The sequence below is a fragment of the Pseudomonas sp. DC3200b2 genome (assembly GCF_049895785.1).
Taxonomy (GTDB): domain Bacteria; phylum Pseudomonadota; class Gammaproteobacteria; order Pseudomonadales; family Pseudomonadaceae; genus Aquipseudomonas; species Aquipseudomonas massiliensis.
The window spans coordinates 213,603-231,533 of the sequence record NZ_JAFCTA010000002.1 but is presented as its reverse complement, the minus strand read 5'-3'; the positions used below and the strand labels follow the sequence as shown (position 1 = coordinate 231,533).

General features: G+C 56.2%; 12 protein-coding genes, 1 tRNA gene and 1 pseudogene. 1 reads left to right on the top strand and 13 read right to left on the bottom strand.

The features are described from left to right. Positions 1–3: 3 nt before the first annotated feature. The 11 genes from ACP691_RS06865 to ACP691_RS06815 all read right to left on the bottom strand — a co-directional run bounded on the left by ACP691_RS06865 (position 4) and on the right by ACP691_RS06815 (position 15,514). On the bottom strand, positions 4–687 hold the full coding sequence (locus tag ACP691_RS06865) for a DUF4276 family protein (RefSeq protein ID WP_426198851.1): 684 nt from the start codon (positions 685–687) through the stop codon (positions 4–6). Further along, the gene (locus tag ACP691_RS06860) at positions 684–1,787 is read right to left on the bottom strand and encodes an AAA family ATPase (protein ID WP_426198849.1); all 1,104 of its coding nucleotides are present in this window, start codon (positions 1,785–1,787) and stop codon (positions 684–686) included. The genes ACP691_RS06865 and ACP691_RS06860 overlap by 4 nt, the downstream gene beginning before the upstream one ends. A 16-nt stretch (positions 1,788–1,803) precedes the next feature. Then, the gene (locus tag ACP691_RS06855) at positions 1,804–3,597 is read right to left on the bottom strand and encodes a DUF262 domain-containing protein (RefSeq protein ID WP_426198847.1); all 1,794 of its coding nucleotides are present in this window, start codon (positions 3,595–3,597) and stop codon (positions 1,804–1,806) included. Beyond that, complete coding sequence (locus ACP691_RS06850) at positions 3,594–4,571, bottom strand: DUF932 domain-containing protein (RefSeq protein ID WP_426198845.1); 978 nt, start codon at positions 4,569–4,571, stop codon at positions 3,594–3,596. The genes ACP691_RS06855 and ACP691_RS06850 overlap by 4 nt, the downstream gene beginning before the upstream one ends. Before the next feature lie 2 nt (positions 4,572–4,573). After that, the gene (locus ACP691_RS06845) at positions 4,574–8,086 is read right to left on the bottom strand and encodes an Eco57I restriction-modification methylase domain-containing protein (RefSeq protein WP_426198843.1); all 3,513 of its coding nucleotides are present in this window, start codon (positions 8,084–8,086) and stop codon (positions 4,574–4,576) included. Then, complete coding sequence (brxC, locus tag ACP691_RS06840) at positions 8,086–11,550, bottom strand: BREX system P-loop protein BrxC (RefSeq protein WP_426198842.1); 3,465 nt, start codon at positions 11,548–11,550, stop codon at positions 8,086–8,088. Before brxC ends, ACP691_RS06845 begins: the two co-directional genes overlap by 1 nt. A gap of 63 nt (positions 11,551–11,613) precedes the next feature. Next, positions 11,614–12,159: a BREX protein BrxB domain-containing protein gene (locus ACP691_RS06835; protein WP_426198840.1), complete on the bottom strand. Its 546-nt coding sequence runs from the start codon at positions 12,157–12,159 to the stop codon at positions 11,614–11,616. Further along, positions 12,152–12,931, bottom strand: coding sequence for a hypothetical protein (locus ACP691_RS06830; RefSeq protein ID WP_426198838.1), 780 nt, complete (start codon positions 12,929–12,931; stop codon positions 12,152–12,154). Before ACP691_RS06830 ends, ACP691_RS06835 begins: the two co-directional genes overlap by 8 nt. After that, complete coding sequence (locus ACP691_RS06825; protein ID WP_426198836.1) at positions 12,928–13,824, bottom strand: helix-turn-helix transcriptional regulator; 897 nt, start codon at positions 13,822–13,824, stop codon at positions 12,928–12,930. Before ACP691_RS06825 ends, ACP691_RS06830 begins: the two co-directional genes overlap by 4 nt. Before the next feature lie 138 nt (positions 13,825–13,962). Further along, positions 13,963–14,946 carry a YagK/YfjJ domain-containing protein gene (locus ACP691_RS06820; RefSeq protein WP_426198834.1) on the bottom strand — a complete coding sequence of 328 codons (984 nt, stop codon included), beginning with the start codon at positions 14,944–14,946 and terminating at the stop codon, positions 13,963–13,965. 334 nt (positions 14,947–15,280) lie between these two features. Next, positions 15,281–15,514 carry a helix-turn-helix transcriptional regulator gene (locus ACP691_RS06815; protein ID WP_028699806.1) on the bottom strand — a complete coding sequence of 78 codons (234 nt, stop codon included), beginning with the start codon at positions 15,512–15,514 and terminating at the stop codon, positions 15,281–15,283. Positions 15,515–16,468: 954 nt separating this feature from the next. Between ACP691_RS06815 and ACP691_RS06810 the strand changes: the two genes are divergently transcribed. Next, positions 16,469–17,161, top strand: coding sequence for a hypothetical protein (locus ACP691_RS06810; RefSeq protein ID WP_426198832.1), 693 nt, complete (start codon positions 16,469–16,471; stop codon positions 17,159–17,161). A 27-nt stretch (positions 17,162–17,188) separates the two neighbouring features. On the opposite strand, the pseudogene ACP691_RS06805 reads toward ACP691_RS06810, so the two are convergent. Together ACP691_RS06805 and ACP691_RS06800 are read right to left on the bottom strand one after the other, a co-directional pair. Continuing rightward, positions 17,189–17,484 (bottom strand): annotated as a pseudogene (locus ACP691_RS06805) (hypothetical protein); the annotation flags it as partial. A 304-nt stretch (positions 17,485–17,788) separates the two neighbouring features. Continuing rightward, positions 17,789–17,865 (bottom strand) — tRNA-Pro (locus ACP691_RS06800). Positions 17,866–17,931: the final 66 nt, after the last annotated feature.

The following is a 17,931-nucleotide window of genomic DNA, read 5'->3' as shown; positions in this document are numbered from 1 at the left end:
AATTCAGATTGCTTCATTGGTCACCAGCAACGACTCAATGCGCGTCAACCAATCATTGAAAAGCGCGCATTTTGCACGCATTACATCCAAACCCACTTCCAAGGCAGCCAGCGTTCCCATCAATGGCTTTTGATAGTCAGCCATCAAGGCCTCGATCCGCTTGCTGGGAGCTGTTACAGGGCTATTGTTGATGTGTTCTGGACTCTCGAACTGCGCGCTGATTGCTTTGAGGTGCTGGTTCAAGGAAATTCTGTCGACGCCAATGGCAAAGGCATCAGGGTCGCTGAACAACAGCGCCTCATATTCGTACATCTGCACAAAGGGTATAAATCGCCGCATGGAGTCTTGGCCGATTAAACGGATAAGCTCATCGACCATTGCATCCTGTACGGCTGCAGCTTTGTCTCGGATGTCCGCATGAGCAGCTAGAGTATCCTTACCTGGGAAACCCTGCGGCAGGCCGTAATAGTCAAAAAATGTAGTGCAATAAGCGGTTCGGTCACCCAGCAAGCGATTTTTCACATCCGCCTGTAGGCGTTCAAACTTGAAGTTGCCGCCCTTATGCCCTGGTTTGCCAACGAGCGCGGGAACTAACTGAATACCCTTAGGGAAAAAGACCGGCGTCAGCATTTCATTGACAAACATCTCCTCTGTTTGCCCTTCGCAAATGACATGGACTCGGATCATCGTGAAGGCCTCCCGCCCAAGACGTTCTTCTCCCATAGCTCACCGAGACTGTAATCCTCCAACCAACTGGTGAAGTCCGCTTCAGCCAGGCGCTTAAATACTGAACCGCCCTCTTCACGCTCGACGACGATCAAGTCTTCAATTTCAAACTCGTTGAGCAAGGGAACTGACTGAGTGGAAATAATCACCTGAGTGCGCATGGCAGCCGAACGTATCAGTGCCCCAAGCAGCGTGATTGCATAGGGATGTAAGCCCAGCTCAGGCTCATCAATAATAATTGTTGTAGGGGGATCAGGCTGAAGCAGCGCAGTTACCAGACAGATGAATCGGATAGAACCATCCGACAGTTGACTGGGCCAGAGTGCGTAATCACTGTCGTTTTGCTTCCAAAGCAAACGGATCTGCTGCTCTTCTGTGGGCAAAGTCGTCGGCTTGAGCACAAAGTCCTCAAAGAACGGCACTGCCAGACGAACCGTCTTACGAATCTGGTTGTAAACCTCAGGTGCTTCACTTTGCAATCGGAAGAGGAAGGCTGCCAGGTTCGAGGCATCCATCCGCAAAAAGGTGTTGTCATGCACGGCACACTGGCGCTTCACGCCCGCCGTATCACTAGTGTCATGGAAGTGATAAACCTTCCACCCGTTGATAGCGTTAAAGCAAAAGGTCGCAATTTTTTTTGACGTACCGCTCGCCATCACACTCTTGAGATTCGACTCGGAATGCCCAGCCCCCAACCTGGGACGGGTTACACCGTGGTAAGGGCCATTGAAATACAACATTTCAGATGTGAAAGTGAATCCACCATCTACCCTTGGCTCCAGCGCAATGTCGTAGCCATTAGCACCAAAACGAACAGATGTAGTCAGTTCAGGGGTTTCCTTAACCCCATAACTGAGAAGCCTGTCTGCGCCGCCTTGCTTGCTTGCCCAGACCTGTAGCCGCCCCTCCACAAGCTCTGAGAGCATGCGGAAATAGGCAACAAAATTGCTCTTTCCGGCACCGTTTGCCCCTATCAAAACGTTAAGGCTCGACAGGTTCAGGTTCTCCATCTTTCTGATGGACTTGAATCCACTGATAGACAGCGTGTGGATCGCGCTCATATCGTCACCGAGGCTTTCATTTGAACGAAATGGCCAGAGGATACTTCTGCAGCACCTCTTGCACCAAAAGATCCGTGCGAGCCTTGAGCTTATCCACGGTCCAGCTGGTCTCATTGGCCAACGCTTGGTTCAAGTGCAGGCCATTGTTGTAGCCCACCTTGCGCCCCTGGCTATCCAGCCGGCTCTGCTTTTCGGCAAAGCTCTTGTTGCCCAGAGCGCTGTTGTAGCCAGAGATAGTCAGATTTCCCAGACAGTGGGCGTAGGTTTGGCGGTGTTGTTCCGCTAGCGCAGCGTCGCCGTTTGCGATCATCTGCACCCAGGTATCAGGGATGTTTTCACCCTGAGGGAAAATGTGCTCGATCGTCCAGACGTACTGCTTGCCTTTCAAGGCCCAGAGATCAACCTGGGTTTCACGGGTCATGCGACTTTCTTCAAGCGCGCAGAGCACAAAGCGGCAAACAGCTTTGTTGTCTTCATAGATCGGCCCCTTCAGGCTCTTCTCAAACTGCTCGTCACTGGCGCTTTCACCTGTCAGGCGCTGCTGGATATGACTGACCACTGCCTGGCCTTTTAACGCCAGCACTGCCTCGGCCACATCCATAAAAATCCGGGTCAGGTCTCGGGTAGGCGGCAGGTCGGTGGTGTTGCGCCGTACAAAGAAGGCGATGAGGAAATGCACCGCCTGCTCCAGGTGCTCCTGCTCGAGCTCCAGGGTGTCCTTACGCTCAAACAGCACCATCAACAACAGATACGCTGCGGCCCCTTGGATACGATCCAACGACAACAGCAGACCGGATAGCTTTGGCTGCTCAGGCACGGCGCGGTAACCCACGATCTGAGCGTAATGGGCAGAGAGCCGGATCATTGCCTGCAGGAAGCTCTCAGCATCATGGGCGATCAGCTTCTCGTACACATGCATCAGGTTGGATTTGGTCGCCACCGGCACCGAGACGATGTCCTTCAGGTCAGGCTTGAAGGCGTTGTAGTACTGACGGAAGAATCGCTCCTGCACCGCATAGTCATCACCCAGGGCATCGATGACTTTCTTCCAGCGGTTGTAGTGCTTGTCGATGCTGCCAGGGTCCTTGGCTTCCAGCACGGCCAACAGTTTGTTCTTGATCAGATCAATAGCCGTCAACGGCACGCCACGGTTGTTCAGAGATTCAAACAGGGTGTAGGCATCCGAATGACCAGCCACCTCGATCTTGACCAGGGTGGCTGTATTCACCTTATCCAGTAGCGCTTGCAGGCTCGCGACTGGATCGTTCAGACCTTGCAGGTACTGCTCAATGCGGCTTAGAAAGTGACGAAAAGCTTTGAGAACGCGGCGATTACCTGCATTTGGAACAGTTTCCACATCACTTAAGACACCTATCTGGCCAAGTACAGCGTAGTAATCCTGCTGGTTATTGTTTTGCACCTGAGGGATCAGTCGTGGCTGGTCTGACTTTTTCTTCAGCACCAGCTTGTGCTTAAGGTTGAACAGCTCAATCTGCTGCTCCATGACCAGGTTGGGTTGCACTCTGTAGCTTTGATAAATAGCGGCCAACAGCAGCGACAGGGTGGTCATGCGTTGCTGACCATCCACCAGCTCCAGGCTTTGTACTGACAAAGCGTCTTGCGATTGATTGATGCAAATGATCGAGCCAAGAAAGTAATTCGGCTCGTTTTCCAGCAAATCGTCAAACAGAGCATCCCATTGCGCCCGACTCCAGGTGTACTCACGCTGGTAGCGCGGGATGGCGTAGATAACGCCACTTTCAATATCGAGAAGAGTAGATACAGGGTAGTTATAAACTGACTTGATCATAATCTGGCAATGGCCTCAGCCGTTTTCAGGTGCTCGCCCAGGTAAGCCTCGAAGGTGAAATCACGCCGTTCAATCTGCTGCACAAAGTCATCGATCCACTCGCCGGCCTTGTGCTGGTAGCCATCCATCATGGTTTCCGGTGCGATAACGCCCACAGGCCGGCTGGCGTAATCCGTCAGGACATTCAGTGCGGCATAGCCCTGCTCGCCCATCGACACAAAATAATCACTGGCCAGGTCCGCAATGGCCTGGCGGAACTTCACCAGCTCATCGGCGCGGCGTTGCTTGATGGGCACATCGCTCGCAAGGCGCACATCAAACACCTTGCAGGCCAGCGGCAACATCCAGCGTGACGGCACATGGAAGCGCTGCAGATTATGTAGCTTGGCCACAAAGAGCTTTTCCAGCAGCTTGATGTCGCCAAGGTTCTCGTGCCAGCGGCGCATGTCATCTTGCAGTTGCTTGGTGTGAGCAAAACTGATTTCGACGCTTTTACCACCAAAAATCAGCCCGTTGAGGCAGATCCAGCGGCAAAAGCCGATTTCAAAACGCAGCCGGCGTGTACGGTTGTAGCTGTTGGTGATGCGCACAAAGGGCACCCAGCGATCCTGCTGCCAGGGTTCAAAATCGCTGTCTTTGTGGATCAGGTCGATATGGCAGAAAGACCGCGACCTGGGCATGGTCACGTTCAAGCAGGCCATATCCGCCATAGAGGTAAAGTCAAACACCTGCTTGAGCGCATCGGCGGCCAGATCGTAGGCCTGCTGATTGGTCACCAAGTGATAATCCTCAGTGACCACCGCAAACGCCTGGCTATTTTCCACATCCACCACGGCTTGATGCCGCGGCAGCGCCTGGAAGCCAGACGCCTGAAACAGGTCGCCAGCCGAGCCTGATGCCTCAATAAAAACAGGCCTCAGCTCGACAGGGAAAAAGGCGACCGCAGGATCCATCGCGGACCATTTACGCTCCATGTTTACTGGCTCCTTGCCGCCCGTTTGTCCGCCAAGCTCAGGTGATGATCATTGATCCGTGCGCCTTCGCCTTCGTCGTACTGCAGCCCGAGCCTGTACCAGGGGGCGGATTCAACATCCTTACCGCGATCCTTGGTCCACTTGATGTTGGGTGCCCAGCGCAGGATGCCGGCGCCTTTTTTGCCAACATCACGGGCGTAGATGAACGGGCGAATATTGAGGCGCACGCCGTCGTTGAGGTCGGGGTTCCAGCCAATAGGCTGTTCGGCTGGGGACTTCCAGCGAACGAAGATGTCGTAGGGCTTTTCGCCTTCCAGGATGGCTTCCAGCTGTTTCTTCAGCGCTTCAGCGGCAGCGAGGCGTTCCTGGGCACCGTCTTCGCCATTGACCAGGCCGGCTTGCTGAGTACGAATCCAGTCACCCAGGTAGGTGTAGATCAGACGCTCAAGCCCCGCCTTGTCGAGCTTGTGGTAGTTGACCAGTACGCTGAAACCGTCTTTCAAGCCGTCCCAGATATGCCAAATAAAGGGCCGGTGCTGGAAAAGTTTGCAGTGCTGCTCAAAGAACTTGTCGCGCAGCCACAGGCTGAGGGACTTACTGCCGACGGTTTCCAGCAGACGATTTTTTTGCGGCGTAGTCCAGGCTTCACCGTAGGCGCCTTGCAGCAGGGCTTCCAAGCGTTGGTCAGCGGATTTTTCACCACGTACTGGAGGCAGGCAGACAATGCCATCGTCATCGACAAAACCGCCCAGTTCCGCACAGCGCTCAACCCAGGCGCGCTGTTCGGCAGCCAGTTCCATCTTAGGGTCCATCTCAGCCGGCCAGCGATAACCCAGCAAACGGGCGACGGCAACTTGCAGCACGGTGTCATCGACACGCAGTTCGCCGTGGGCGGTCCATTTGCTGTCTTCGTCCCAGATTACGGAGCCGCAGGGGTGGCCGTGGAAGATCCATTGGGTAGGGTCGTTGGTGTAGGGCTGGGGTAGGCCGTTTGGGTATTTCTCTTCAGCAACGTGAGTCCAACGCTCAAGATCAAAGGGGACTTTAATTAAGTCGCCACGGACCTTTAGCGTTTGATTAATTTTTCTCACTTCAGCGCAGTAGTCGTCATCACTACAAAAAGCCCAAACGGCAGGAAGTACCAATTCACTCTTCGGGATCAATGACACAGTATTTTCGTCATATAGTGCACCGTCATATAGCGCCGCATAAAGAGAGCCTGTTGCACTTATAGAAACGCCTGCTTTACCCCATGCCTCCGTGCCTCTAACCACAGATCCTGAGCTTTCTGATAAGCAACCTCTGCCTTGCTCCCAAAGTACGATGTTATCTCTCCCACCATAAGCTGTTGTACCTGACACAGTGGACTGGTAGAACGACCAACACTCTGGAATTGGTAAAATTTCCCAAAACTTGGCGCCAAACCTCGAGTAGTCGCCAGTTTGAAGTCCATTGTGAAATGACGTGGAAAGCTCTAACAACTCGGTATCACCAGACTCAACTAGAGCAACTCGCGCATCCGGATTCTCCAGCTGCCGCCCCTGCTCCACACTCTTCACGTCATCCGCCAGCAACCCCGCCGCCTTCTCCGCCGCCGTGCGCGGTTCGGACACATCCACTCCACGAATCCAGTTGCCCTGCTCGCCACTGTGCAGCAGATCCGCCGACTGGCCTGCGGCATTGCCACGGCTCAGGTTGATCAGAATCGCTTTGACGACCTCGCCACTGATGGTCTCGAAGGCTCCCGGCCCCAAGCGGGCAATCAAATGCCAACTGTCGTTCTGCAGCAGCTTTTCGCGGAACTTGCGGTAGCTGGTGAGGAATAACCAGTTTTGCGGCAATACAATGCTGGAAGTACCGCCCTGCACACAAAACTCCAGGCAGCGGTCGAGGAATACCGTAGCCAGATCGTTTTTGCCTTCGGGGTAATAGGTTTCGCAATAATCCTTAAGAGTGTCGTGCTGCTTGCCCCGCGCCAGGTAAGGCACGTTGGTAATCACCCAAGTGTATTGGCCGGCCAGTAGCTCGGCGGCTTTGACTAGCCCTTGGGCGACAATGCCTGCCTCCAAGCGATTGTTCAGGGCAAGAGTTTCGCCATCGAGCTGGCTTTGCTGATTGGCTTGATCCTGCGTCAGCGCCTCACCCAGCAGCTGCTGTAACTCACTCCACTGGGCAATTTGCGCGGCCTTGCTACGGCGCGGGTTGATCAGGCTGCCAAGGACAGGGGCATCCTTGAAGGTCTGGTACATCCAGTCCAGGGCAATGGTCAGGTTTTGCTTGCCGGCCTTGCGACTCAGCTCTTTCCATTCGTCGCGGGCGGCGGCGATGGACAGGCCACTGCAGGCCAGGTGCAATTCTGGCAGGCTGCGATAACCGCCAGCATCCGGGTAGCGCCAGGCTTCCAGAGCCACAGCAAAGGCTGCCAGTTCGACGCAACGCTGATCCAGCTCCAGGCCGTGCAAGTTTTCGCTAAGCACCTTATCGATCGCTTGCTGAGCAGTCAGCTGCTCGGCCTGCATACGCATGGGCACCAGCATCAGGAACGCAGCCACCAGGAAGTGGCCGGAGCCGCAGCAGGGGTCGAGCGCTTTCAGTTCACTGAGCCGCTTGGGCCAGGCGTCAAAGGTGCCGGAGGCCGGCTGCCACTGCTGAGTGGTTTCCTCTTTGACAAAACGCAGGTAGCTCAGCGGCACTCCTGGGATAGCGACTTTCTCACGCAGCTCCTGTTCGCTTTGCGCGGTTTGCCAGTCATCCGCCGTGAGGTGCTGGCCAGCCCACCAGGCGCCCAGGCTGTTATCCAGCAGGAAGCTGACCATATAGGGTTCGGTAAACAGCTGGGTGACCGGCGACAACTCGTCGGCGCCGATCTTGACCTCCGACTTGTTGACCTCGTCCTTACGCTTGCTTTGCCAGAATTGATAAACCCAGCCCAAGCTGTCTTGCGCCTGGAAGGTTTCTTCAGCCAAGCCGATAACCAGCCTTTCCAGCTCGCGCTGATGCTCAGGGGCAAATTCCAGCTCGAACACCGGAGAGTCAACGCGGAAGATCTGCGGCAGCATTTTTGAGGCGAGTACGCCGGCCAGCTCCCAGCCACTTTGGCAGCGACGCTCCAGCTCATCACGCAGGGTGTCGGGGTCTTGTACCAGTTCAGAGCAGTCCGCCAAGGTCAGTGGCGAATGCTCGTCGTACATCAGCAGCTCGTTCTGCTCTAAAAAGCGAGCAAACAACATACGGTGCCAATGCTCGTAAGCAACCTCGGTGATCAGCTTGTTGATGCTTTGCTTGTCATTGTCCTGCTTGATATCGCCGAGCTGGCGACCATGGGCACGCAGCCGGGTACGCAGGCGGCGCTGCTCCTCGTTCAGGTAATCCGCAGGTTTGGCATCCGCCACGCTCAGACGCGTAAGCGCCTGGGCAGCCGCCTGCTCAGCAATATCACGGGCCTTGATGATGGTGGTTTCCAGCGCCCGGCGCAGGGCTTTGCCGAGGGGCTGGCGGTGTTGGGCTTGGGTCATTAGAAGGTCACCGGTCCGTCGTTGAGTTTGCTGAGAATCTGTAGCTTGACCGCGGCCAGCCAGGCATCCACATCGGCCTCACTTTCAAAGGTTTGACGCGGCAAGTTGATGCGCTGCAGCTTGGGCTGCAGCAGTTCGGCGGCCTCCAGGCGGGCGCTGTCGAACTTGCTGGCCAGGGAGTCGGTACGGTCCGTCCACTGCTCCAGGCTGACCTCGCCGAGGCTGTCGAGAATGGCCTCGGCATCGTTCAACGTGGGTTGCTCCAGGGCCAGCAGCTTGCGTTTTTCCAGGATGGCGCGCTGCTGCTCATCGCTCAGCTGTTGCCATTGGCTATCCGCTTGCAGCTGGGCCAGGCAGCTGGCATGCCGCTCCAGATAGGCCTGCACATGGAACTGAACGGCATCGCGCAGTTTGCTCACAAGCTGCTGAATCAGTGCGCTGGTCGGATTGGGCTCATCCAGTAGCGAGCGCTGCTGAGTGATGGCATCCACTTCAGTCTGAATCGTCGCGTGGAAGGCCAAGCCACGGCTGACCTCCAGCAGGCTGCTCAGCAGTGCCCAGTCACCCCGACGGGCCTCAATCAGCTTGGCAGTATCGCTCCACTCCTTGATCGCTTGCTTGATCGCATCCTGATCATCAAGCGCCTGCCTGAGCCGGGCATTGCCGGACTGACGCGCCAGCTCGTCAAAGACCTTGGTGTCTGGCACTACCGGGAAGGGCGCAGCACCGCCGGCGCGCTTGGCCAACTCTCTACCCTTTTCGGCCAACAGAGCGAGCTTGCCTTCCTCCTCGCCCCGCTGACAGTCAATGCCACAGGTTTTGAGAAGGCTAAGGATCTTGATCCTTTCCGCCACGAGGATGGAGATGCTTTCCGGGCGGAAGCTGGCCTGGGTGATCTGCTTGCGTTCAAGGGTGCTGGCGGTGACCGGGTTATTGCGGTTGTCGGTGGCAATCAGGATGCCACTGGCAAGCAGCACATAGAGCGCGCCGTCGATGGCATCCTGCGGCCAGCCATAAGGCGCGGCGAGGAAGTGCTCGCGGATCTCGCTGCCCTTTTTCGATACGCCGATAAAGCGCTTGATGGCGGCGCAAACAGGATGCTTCTCGGCTTCGTCCTTGTAACCCAGCACTTCCAGGGCGTTCTGCCCACCGTCCTTGCTGGCCCGCTCAAAGACCTTGCCCCAGGCCGGGTGGTCGGCTTGATCGAACTCACGGTACAGCCGCACCAGGGAAGCCTTGGCGGCCGTATCAACCCGCTCGCTGATGCTGTTGCCATCCACCTCGTTACCGCCGGCTTGTAAGACCTGCACACCATCGAAGATTTCGTTCAGCAGGGTTTGCACCTGCTTATGCGCCTCACGCTGGCGCGTTTGCATGGCGCTATACGCATCTTTACCGGCATCGGTACCTGGCAGGCCACGATTTTCGATGGTGGCCTGAGCAGCGTGCTCAGCGATGATGGCGTTGGTCAGCTCGGAACGATTACGGGCCGGCACATAAATGAAGATGGTCGGCTCGCTGGGATTACGGCTGCGGGCTTCGCTGGTGAAGCTTTTTTCATCCAAGGCCCAACCGTCTTGAACCCAGGCGTAGATTTTCTCGCTGGCGTCTTTGGGCAGTTCGGGCTCAAAGCAGGCAATGACTTGGCGCGGCTCGTTGCACTTGCCCTGGATCAGCCGCACCTTGGCAATCTGGCTGCGCAGCTCCTTGTGCAGCAGATCCACCCGGATGTTTTCCACGCGCTGCAGGTTGCCACGCAAGTCGGCCTCTTGCTGGCGCAGGGTGTCGTACCACTGGGCACTTTCCTGGGTTTGCAGGCGATATTCCGTACCGCTGCTGGTTTGCATCGCCATGACCAGGCCGTCGTCGGCCAGCTCTTGCAGCAGCTTGGGCACCTGGCTGCGGATGATTTCTTTGCCTTGGTTGAGATCATCAATCAGCAGGTCACCCAGCATCTCGGCGGTGGCACGCACGCCGCAGTCGGCCGTCGGGTCGGTGGGCAGTTTGCCGATCAACAGCACCAGGGCCAGGATGCGGGACTTGAGCTTGTCGTCAGCAGTGCCGGCTGACAGGCGACCGATAGTCTCCGCGATCTCCTTGGAGATCACCCCAGTTTGCAGCAGGTTGACCGAGATCTGGTTGTAGATAAAGTCGGCGGCTACCACATGGCCAATAGGCTGATCCGCAGTGGCCTGCGCGGCTTCATGGATGACTTTGAGCTGGTTACGCAACTGCGAAGCAGTACCGGTGGTATCGACAATGCGCAGGACCTTTTCCCAGAAGCGCCGGCGAACGGGCAGCAGCGGGTAGTCGGCGAGCATGATCTTTTCGTCGTCGCGGTGATGCTCAATCTTGGTCCCACGCAGCTGGCGGGAAATCTCCCCCAGGTGGGACTGCATGACCTGCTCCAGCTGCGGACGGGCTGAGGCCTTCTTGCGCAGGATGACCTTGCGAATCACAGATTCAACATCGGTATCCGACAGCTGCACAGGAATCTGGAAACGGCCAAGCAGACGCTGCAGGTTGACCATACCTGACAGTGCGCTCTGGCCGGTAGAGACGAACAGCATCTTGCTCTTGAACTTGGAGCTCTTGCAGCAGGTTTCAACCACCTCCTGCACCTGGTGAGCTTTTTCCGAGTCGGAGCCGACGTACTGCTGCACCTCGTCGAGCACAACCAGTGTCAGCGGGAACTGCCCATCTTTGGCCAAGGCGTCGTGGATGGCATCGACCATCTGCTGGTTGGTCACATCCTGCACATTGGGGTACTGCTCGCGCAGCAGCTGGCGCACCTGCTTGACGTCATCCCCCAGAGAGCTATCGATGGCTAGCAAGGCACGGGCAATGCTGCTGGAGACGTAAAGGTCTTCCAGCTCGTCATCCCAATTGTCCCCCGCCTCTTCGACATGCGCTTTGACCTGATCAAAGATGCCCTGCTTTTGCAGCCAGAGCACAAAGCGCGCCTGGTGGTATTGCTCCGGCAGGCCTGCAGACTTGAAGACGATGTTAAGCAGGGCCAGACGCACATTGTTGTTAGCGCCGGCGCCCAGGGTGCCGGAGGCTGCATGCGCACCGCCGTAGCGCGAGGCCTGGATGCTCAGCTCTTTGAAGTAGTCTTTGATTTCCTGCGGCAGCTCGGCAATGTCGCGCGCAGCAACGCCGTCGCTGAACTTTTGGTTGGTCCAGAGGGCGCGGAGCATTTTGGCCAGGTGCGATTTACCGGAACCGAAGAAGCCGGAAATCCAGACACCCGGCTGCTCATGGCCGTCACCCAGGTTGCGCAGATAGGCGGAGAGGATCTTGTCGAGACCCGCCTGGTATTCGCCATCACAAACAAAGGTCTGCAGCTCGTAGCGCAGTGTTTTCAGGGCCTGCTGGGATTGGTCGTCTTTGACCTCGGCGACACCGTTGTTTTCCAGACGGTTCTGTTGCGGGTCAAGATCGTAAATCTCGCGGTTCAACATCCTGAGCGTACTCCCTGTGCGCATGTGCGCGATTCAATTCAAAGCGGCAGCTGCTGCCGGTATTCAGTTGTCAGCGGTAATGGCCATTGCCTGGTAGCCCCAGCCATCACGGGCATCCAGCAGGCGGTAGGTGTTGTTGACGTATTCCCCAGGGAACAGCACCAGCAAACGACCCGGCACATGCTCGGCCAGTTGCTTGACGAAATCGGAGACCGAGGCGAACCCGAACAGGGTGCCGCAGCCAACCAAGGCGACCAGAGTGTTGCTGTCGGCCTGGTTCTGGATTCGCTCTGCCAGCGCCACTACGGACTGGCGGGCAAAGGTTTTGTACTTCGAGGTGAGCGAGTCGGGGTCCTCGAAATAATCTTCGCGGTATTTTTGCTGCGCCATCCACTCTGGAAACAGGCGCGTAATATCCAGCTCCAGCCAGGGGTGGCCGGCACTTTCAGTAGCCAGGCGAAACTCTTCGATGCGGGCGCGCAGCTTGAGCTCATCTTCCTTGTGGTAGACGGCAAAGAGCACCCGCTGCTCATTGGCCAAGCCGCTGATCCACGGCAGGCTGATGTGGTTGCTGTAGCTTTTCAGCAAACGGTTCAGGCGGTTACTCATGCAGCCAGCCCTCCTCTTCCTTGGTCAGGTAGTCGGGGAAGGTGACTTCCACAACTTCGCTGGAATGTTTGAAATTCAGCAGGCCGCTGTGACTGGCCTGACGAGCCAGCTCCAGCAGGCGCTCCTGACGGCAGCCGAGTAGTTTGGTCCACTCGGTATTGAACAGGCGGTTACCTGTTGCCCCCTGCAGGTAGCCCATAAACAGCGCAAAGGCGACGTTCACCGGGCGGATGTCAGGCTCGGTGCGGCGCTTTTTGCTTCGGCCTTGCAAGTAGCCGGCATCGGTCCACGTGCCGTTGACGTTCTGCGCCAAAGACCTGAGTGTTGCCGGGCTATAGCGGTCGGGGAACTGTTCCTCAAAGGCCTGTTCCATTTCCTCGCGCAGCAACAACTGCCCAAGCACAAGCGACAAAACCTTTTCTTGCGACAGCCTAAGCAGTGGGTCCCGAGCCAAGGCTATTTGGCAGGTCAGCAAGCCGCGTGCACTCGCGTCACTCTCCCACAGGCGGCGAAAGGCTCGGAATAGCACGACGTTTTTGTCCATCGCATACAGATCAACCAGGTGACGCCAGGTCAGCTTACGGGCCTTTTCTGTCGGTTTATGCAGTACGTTGAAGAGCTCGATGTCTTCCTGATATTGCGCCGTACTCGCCTCAGCTTCGCGGCCGTGGAACAACTCGGTGAGCTCAGCCAGCATCATGGTGCGCGCGGCATGCGCACCATTGCGGCCAAACTTGAAGCCAAATTTCTGCTGTGTAGCGTTACTGATCATCGACAGTCGGTCTCTGAGGTAAATCCTGGAGCAATGGAGAGGTTGGCCTGCAGCGCAACGCTCTTGGGCTCGCGCAGAGCCAGTTGATACTCGCCCGGGTTTAAGCCGGCACTCACGCTGCAATCCACCCCCCAACGCCGCAGCAGATAACCCGCTGTAGCGGCCCGCACCTGCACTCGAATGGATTGCCCAGGCGTCAGCCCATAGTCCAGCTCGATGGCACGGATATGCGGAGCATTGGGATGGGGAATCAGCTCCAGCACAACCTCATGATTCCACTCTTTATCCCGCTCCCAAGACTCGGCTGCGGTTTCTACAGCGCCATCCAGCTCCTGGACCTGGGTGATACGGGTTAATACGAAGTCGCGAAACTGTGCACGCGCTCTGCAATAGGCACGGACATGCCAGCGCAGGCCTGTGTTAACCAGGCTATGCGGCACGATTTCTCTGCTGGATTCACCGCTACTGACCGAGACATAGCGAATCGCCAAGCCCTTGCCGGCATAAATGGCACGAGACACAGATGCCAGGATTTCCAGATCCGGCTGATTTAGCGTGGGCGCAACATCAACCACAATCGGCTGAGCACAAGCCTCCAACCCCACGCCCTGCCCCAAGCTGAGGGCCTGCAGGGTGTGTTCACGGTCATAGGCAAAAAGCGGCTGGAACACCGGAGCACGCCGGTAAACCTTCTCGCGATGGTCGTAATCGAGGTTGTCCGGTGCCAGCTGGCGATAGAGAGCGAAGTCGCGGGTAGCGTTAGATAGTGCGATAGCAAAGCGCTGCACAAGATCTTGACGGGTCACCTGACCACGAAAACGCGCCAGAAAGTCGATCTGCCACAGCCGCTCACGCTGGTTTGGCGAGGCATCTTCAGGTGCGATATTGGGCATGTGAGAGAGTTGTTCCGTTTAGCCTGGCTGGTCATACTAAAAATGATGATAACCAAACTAAACAGCTCAAACCAGCACCAATTACTGGCTTACGCAACGGTCGCCGCAGGCATTAGTCCGGACTGGAGCTAAATCGCACTACTGCCGGATGGACCAGACACCCCTAGCCCCTCTTCCGACCTGACCTTTGCGCAAGCAGCGAGCCCCCATAGGCTTGAGCCGCAGGTGCTGGTCATTCTTGACCAGATAGCGCATGGCGTAATGCACATTCCCCCGTGCGATTGGGTCACGCCGCTGGATCATCCCAATCCCCAGGCGGTCCCGGTGCTTTGCCTTCTCACGGTTGCAGTTGTGGTAGCAGCCCTGACCAAGAGTGATGCGCTCCCACAGCTCGCCAATCTGCTGCGCTCTGTAGATGTCCGCACCCACCTCTGAGCCGTTGAAGAAAAAGGCCGCATGGATGTGGTAGCCACGATCCTCGCCCTGCTCAACACTGCAGATGTAGCCGGTCTCATGATCGAAAATCGGGTCGCGTTCACGCCCCTTAATCAACCGCCTCAGATCATCGAACACACGCTCAACACGCAACCTGGCCTGAGCCTCTTTCCGGTAATACAGATCGACCCTGACCACGCAGGTACGGGCGTAACGATCAAGCACAGCATCCACGTAGCGAGTGATCTCAGCCTCCTGCTGAATGGCCTGGTAGCGCTGATCATGATGCTCACGCTGCTTGAACTCCTTCTGGGTAAAGAGGCTACGGATGCATTGGGTTAGCTCGTTCAGTGTCTCGCTGGTGCTCAGGTAGCGAGTTTCATTCTCGCTCAGGCAGGTAATGCCACATGGGCTGAGTTCAACCCCGATGATCTGGCAGGCTTGCTGAAAGAGGCTCAACTGCCAGCTGTACTGATACTCCACATCGCCTTCGAACAGCATGATCATCTGTTCGACACCATTGAAGTACCTGGACAGCCTGGTATCACTGACCAGTTCATCTCCCCGCTTCGAGTAGGTGATTCGGTAGGCTTGGCTATCCGTACGTTTGATGGCGTTGATGAGACGTTCAATCCGGATGGCGGTATCGGACTGGGATGGATAGGTGCTGGCGCTTCGTTTGGTCATGGGTATGTACCTGTTGATGGTTTCTCATACCAGGTACGCAATGTGTGTTTTTTAACCTATGACCTACTCACTTACTGGGATATAGGACTGGCATTGCTATCCACACCAAAACCTATTGGCTGGATGTATTTTTATAGTCTTTAGCTATATAACTAGATCCCGATCCAGTCTCATGCAGCCCTCCCAGGCTGGCCCGACAATGGGGAGCAACATTGCCGAGCCAGCCGTCAGATTCGCCGTGGCGCATCTTGGGAGAGTTAGCTGAGAACGATTTTTCCCAGACGGCATAAGCGCCATGACCAGCCGAAGCCAGTCATGGCGCTTATGGTCATTGCTAGCTGGCCACACTCAGGTGGCCGACTGAACGTAGCGCAGCGCCACCCTCCGCAAGGTCGCGCTCCTCAATCCTTGCCAGGATCCAGTCGTGCACTTCACTGTCGACCCAGCCGACGCAGCGATCGCCCAGTGAGACTGGTTTCGGGAAGGTGCCTTCCCCGATGTACTTGTAGATGGTCGACCGAGCAAGACCGGTCGAGTCGATGACTTCTTTCAATCGGATGATTCGCATGAGCAGGCTCCTCTGTGGCTCAGAGGATCTGCAGGCACCGTTTAAAAAAACTAACCGGCCATAACACTGACCTACCCCGGCCAAACCGAACACCCTCTCCCCGCCAGGTTACCCGCCAGCCAGACGCTTGAACTCCTGAGGTGAACAGCATTTTCAGCCCTCCGTGCAGATGCTCCTCGCCGTAATCCTTGAAGAGCGACCTAGGCTCAGTCGATAGGGAAACGTGGCACATACAGTCCCGCCTCACGATCTTTACAAGGCTCTCCCCTATGCGTTGCTCTGCGTGCTGACACCACGGATTACCAGCGGTGGTGGGTCGATATTCCAGACAACAAGTCGAGGGCGGCCGAAGGCATCGATCGAACCGTCATCACTCAGCGATTGCACCGACAGAACCTTGCCGCTCACCACAGCGGGTTTCTTGATCGGCTACAGCATCACGTCACAACACCACCTCCACCGCACCCGCTTGAAGCTGAGAACCCCGCTACGCCGGCCCGACTACTTGCTCAACGCGCCAGCAACATGAATCGCCCCATGACACAGAAAATCCATTCACAGTTACCATCAACTAGATCTGCTGCTAATGCGGCTTCTGAAATAGCAGAAACCCTGCAAACCCTTTAAAAATGGGCATAAGAACACGATTATTACCCATAGAAGGCCCCTAGAATGGCAATAGAATCCGACTAGAAATATATTAGAATTTCCGTAGAAGACAGATAGGATAGATATAGAATATACGAAGATCACCACTAGAATCAGCGCCGACTTAACACTAATGATTCGCACCCACAGGCATAAGTGATAATGGCTTCCATCTACCCCTCCGACAAACTCTCCCAACTACTACCCGGCACACGGATAAACAAACGCCAAGAAATTTGGCTTTGGCTCGGCCTGTACGTATATGAGCGCTTTGACCTAGAGCGAGACTCGTGCAACGGAGCAACCATGCGCGATGAGGTCGCCCAGGCCTTGAGGGGAGACCGCAAGATCGCAGCAGACATCCCTGCCAAAATGGATCGCTACTTGCTACCGGATGAGCAACTGAAATGGATCACTGACAACACGAGACAGATTCAGTGGCTAACCAGAAGAGTTGACGAGCTCACCGAGCGCATCCTCCCCAGAGGCCTGCCTCACCTTCAGGGGCGGGAGCGACTCGTAGCCGCAATAGACATTTGGCAAGTCGACCTAGAAAAGAAGCAACGAGATGTAGACAGACTTCACGACCAATGGCGCAGGCACAAAGCCCTAGACAGCCAGCTTGAGTGGTTTGCGGATCAGAAAGAGAGCACGAAGCGATGCCTTTGCGCCTGGGAGTGGTTACAGAAGAATTACTTGACGCCAATCTCAAGACAGCCGCCCATCAGCAACTATCAGGAGCTGCTGATGTTCTTCGACCAAGAGGAGATAGGTTCAAACGAGCGAGTAGCTATCATCGAAAGGATCAGGAGGCTTTGGAGCAAAAGGCAATTCAATGAACGCTCCACTGACAAGAAGCAGGTCAACGTCATGCTCTCGAAAGCAGCAATTGCCCAGCTGGATGCGCTAGCAGAGAAGCATGGCCTGAAACGCGCTCAAGTCATTGAAAGCTTGATTAGGATGGAGGCCGATGCAGGCGTGTACCTGGCCGAAAGCTAGCCATTGGATCGAAGCAGCTGCCGTCTAGCGATTGCAGGGCAGCCCGACCTCCCGCCAGTTGTGACACAGCCGCGGAGCCCCTCTGCGGCCCTTGCTGCACTGTATGCCTGAACGACCTGCCGATCCAGTTCGGTTCTTCACCAGTGCCACAGTGATGCCCCCACAAGAGCACCAGGCGCAGTAGCCACTGCGGACGATGCCCAACAAGCGGCATATAGCCCGACTCGGAAAGTGCGCAGCAGCCTTTTTACGATGGCCATCTCCTCAGCTTGCTCAGCCAAAGCCAGCGCTTCGTCCTTATAGGCTTGGGAATAGCAGGTGCGGGCCTATTTCATCAAAAAGAGGGGGTGCCATTGCTCCCCTCGCGCCAGGTATCGCTTAACGGGGTGCACACCGGAACTGGGCAAGATCAGTCACCCCGAAGAGCAAAGCATCGGCACCCGAGCAGTAGAAAATCCAAGGGCCGGAAGCCGGGATCAACCGACCGGAACGGGAGAAAACGATCCCATAAAAACAACAGAGGATATCGGTGGGGCAAAAAGTGGGGCAAAAATAAAAGCCCCAACAAAATCTACAGACATAAAAAAATCCAGCCACCGCTAAGTGACTGGATTTTCTAGGGTTTTTTGGTCGGGACGGAGTGATTCGAACACTCGACCCCTTGCACCCCATGCAAGTGCGCTACCGGGCTGCGCTACGCCCCGACTAGGCGTTTTAAACCTGTTCTCGTTAGCAGCGAGAACGGAGAGAAAGATACCTTAACCTTTTGA

What these genes read in the sequence shown, in the direction of transcription:
- ACP691_RS06820 (WP_426198834.1), bottom strand. Translation starts at nt 14,946, where the DNA reads ATGACCAAACGAAGCGCCAGCACCTATCCATCCCAGTCCGATACCGCC.
- ACP691_RS06825 (WP_426198836.1), bottom strand. Translation starts at nt 13,824, where the DNA reads ATGCCCAATATCGCACCTGAAGATGCCTCGCCAAACCAGCGTGAGCGG.
- ACP691_RS06835 (WP_426198840.1), bottom strand. Translation starts at nt 12,159, where the DNA reads ATGAGTAACCGCCTGAACCGTTTGCTGAAAAGCTACAGCAACCACATC.
- brxC (WP_426198842.1), bottom strand. Translation starts at nt 11,550, where the DNA reads ATGTTGAACCGCGAGATTTACGATCTTGACCCGCAACAGAACCGTCTG.
- ACP691_RS06850 (WP_426198845.1), bottom strand. Translation starts at nt 4,571, where the DNA reads ATGGAGCGTAAATGGTCCGCGATGGATCCTGCGGTCGCCTTTTTCCCT.
- ACP691_RS06815 (WP_028699806.1), bottom strand. Translation starts at nt 15,514, where the DNA reads ATGCGAATCATCCGATTGAAAGAAGTCATCGACTCGACCGGTCTTGCT.
- ACP691_RS06860 (WP_426198849.1), bottom strand. Translation starts at nt 1,787, where the DNA reads ATGAGCGCGATCCACACGCTGTCTATCAGTGGATTCAAGTCCATCAGA.
- ACP691_RS06855 (WP_426198847.1), bottom strand. Translation starts at nt 3,597, where the DNA reads ATGATCAAGTCAGTTTATAACTACCCTGTATCTACTCTTCTCGATATT.
- ACP691_RS06845 (WP_426198843.1), bottom strand. Translation starts at nt 8,086, where the DNA reads ATGACCCAAGCCCAACACCGCCAGCCCCTCGGCAAAGCCCTGCGCCGG.
- ACP691_RS06830 (WP_426198838.1), bottom strand. Translation starts at nt 12,931, where the DNA reads ATGATCAGTAACGCTACACAGCAGAAATTTGGCTTCAAGTTTGGCCGC.
- ACP691_RS06865 (WP_426198851.1), bottom strand. Translation starts at nt 687, where the DNA reads ATGATCCGAGTCCATGTCATTTGCGAAGGGCAAACAGAGGAGATGTTT.
- ACP691_RS06810 (WP_426198832.1), top strand. Translation starts at nt 16,469, where the DNA reads ATGCGCGATGAGGTCGCCCAGGCCTTGAGGGGAGACCGCAAGATCGCA.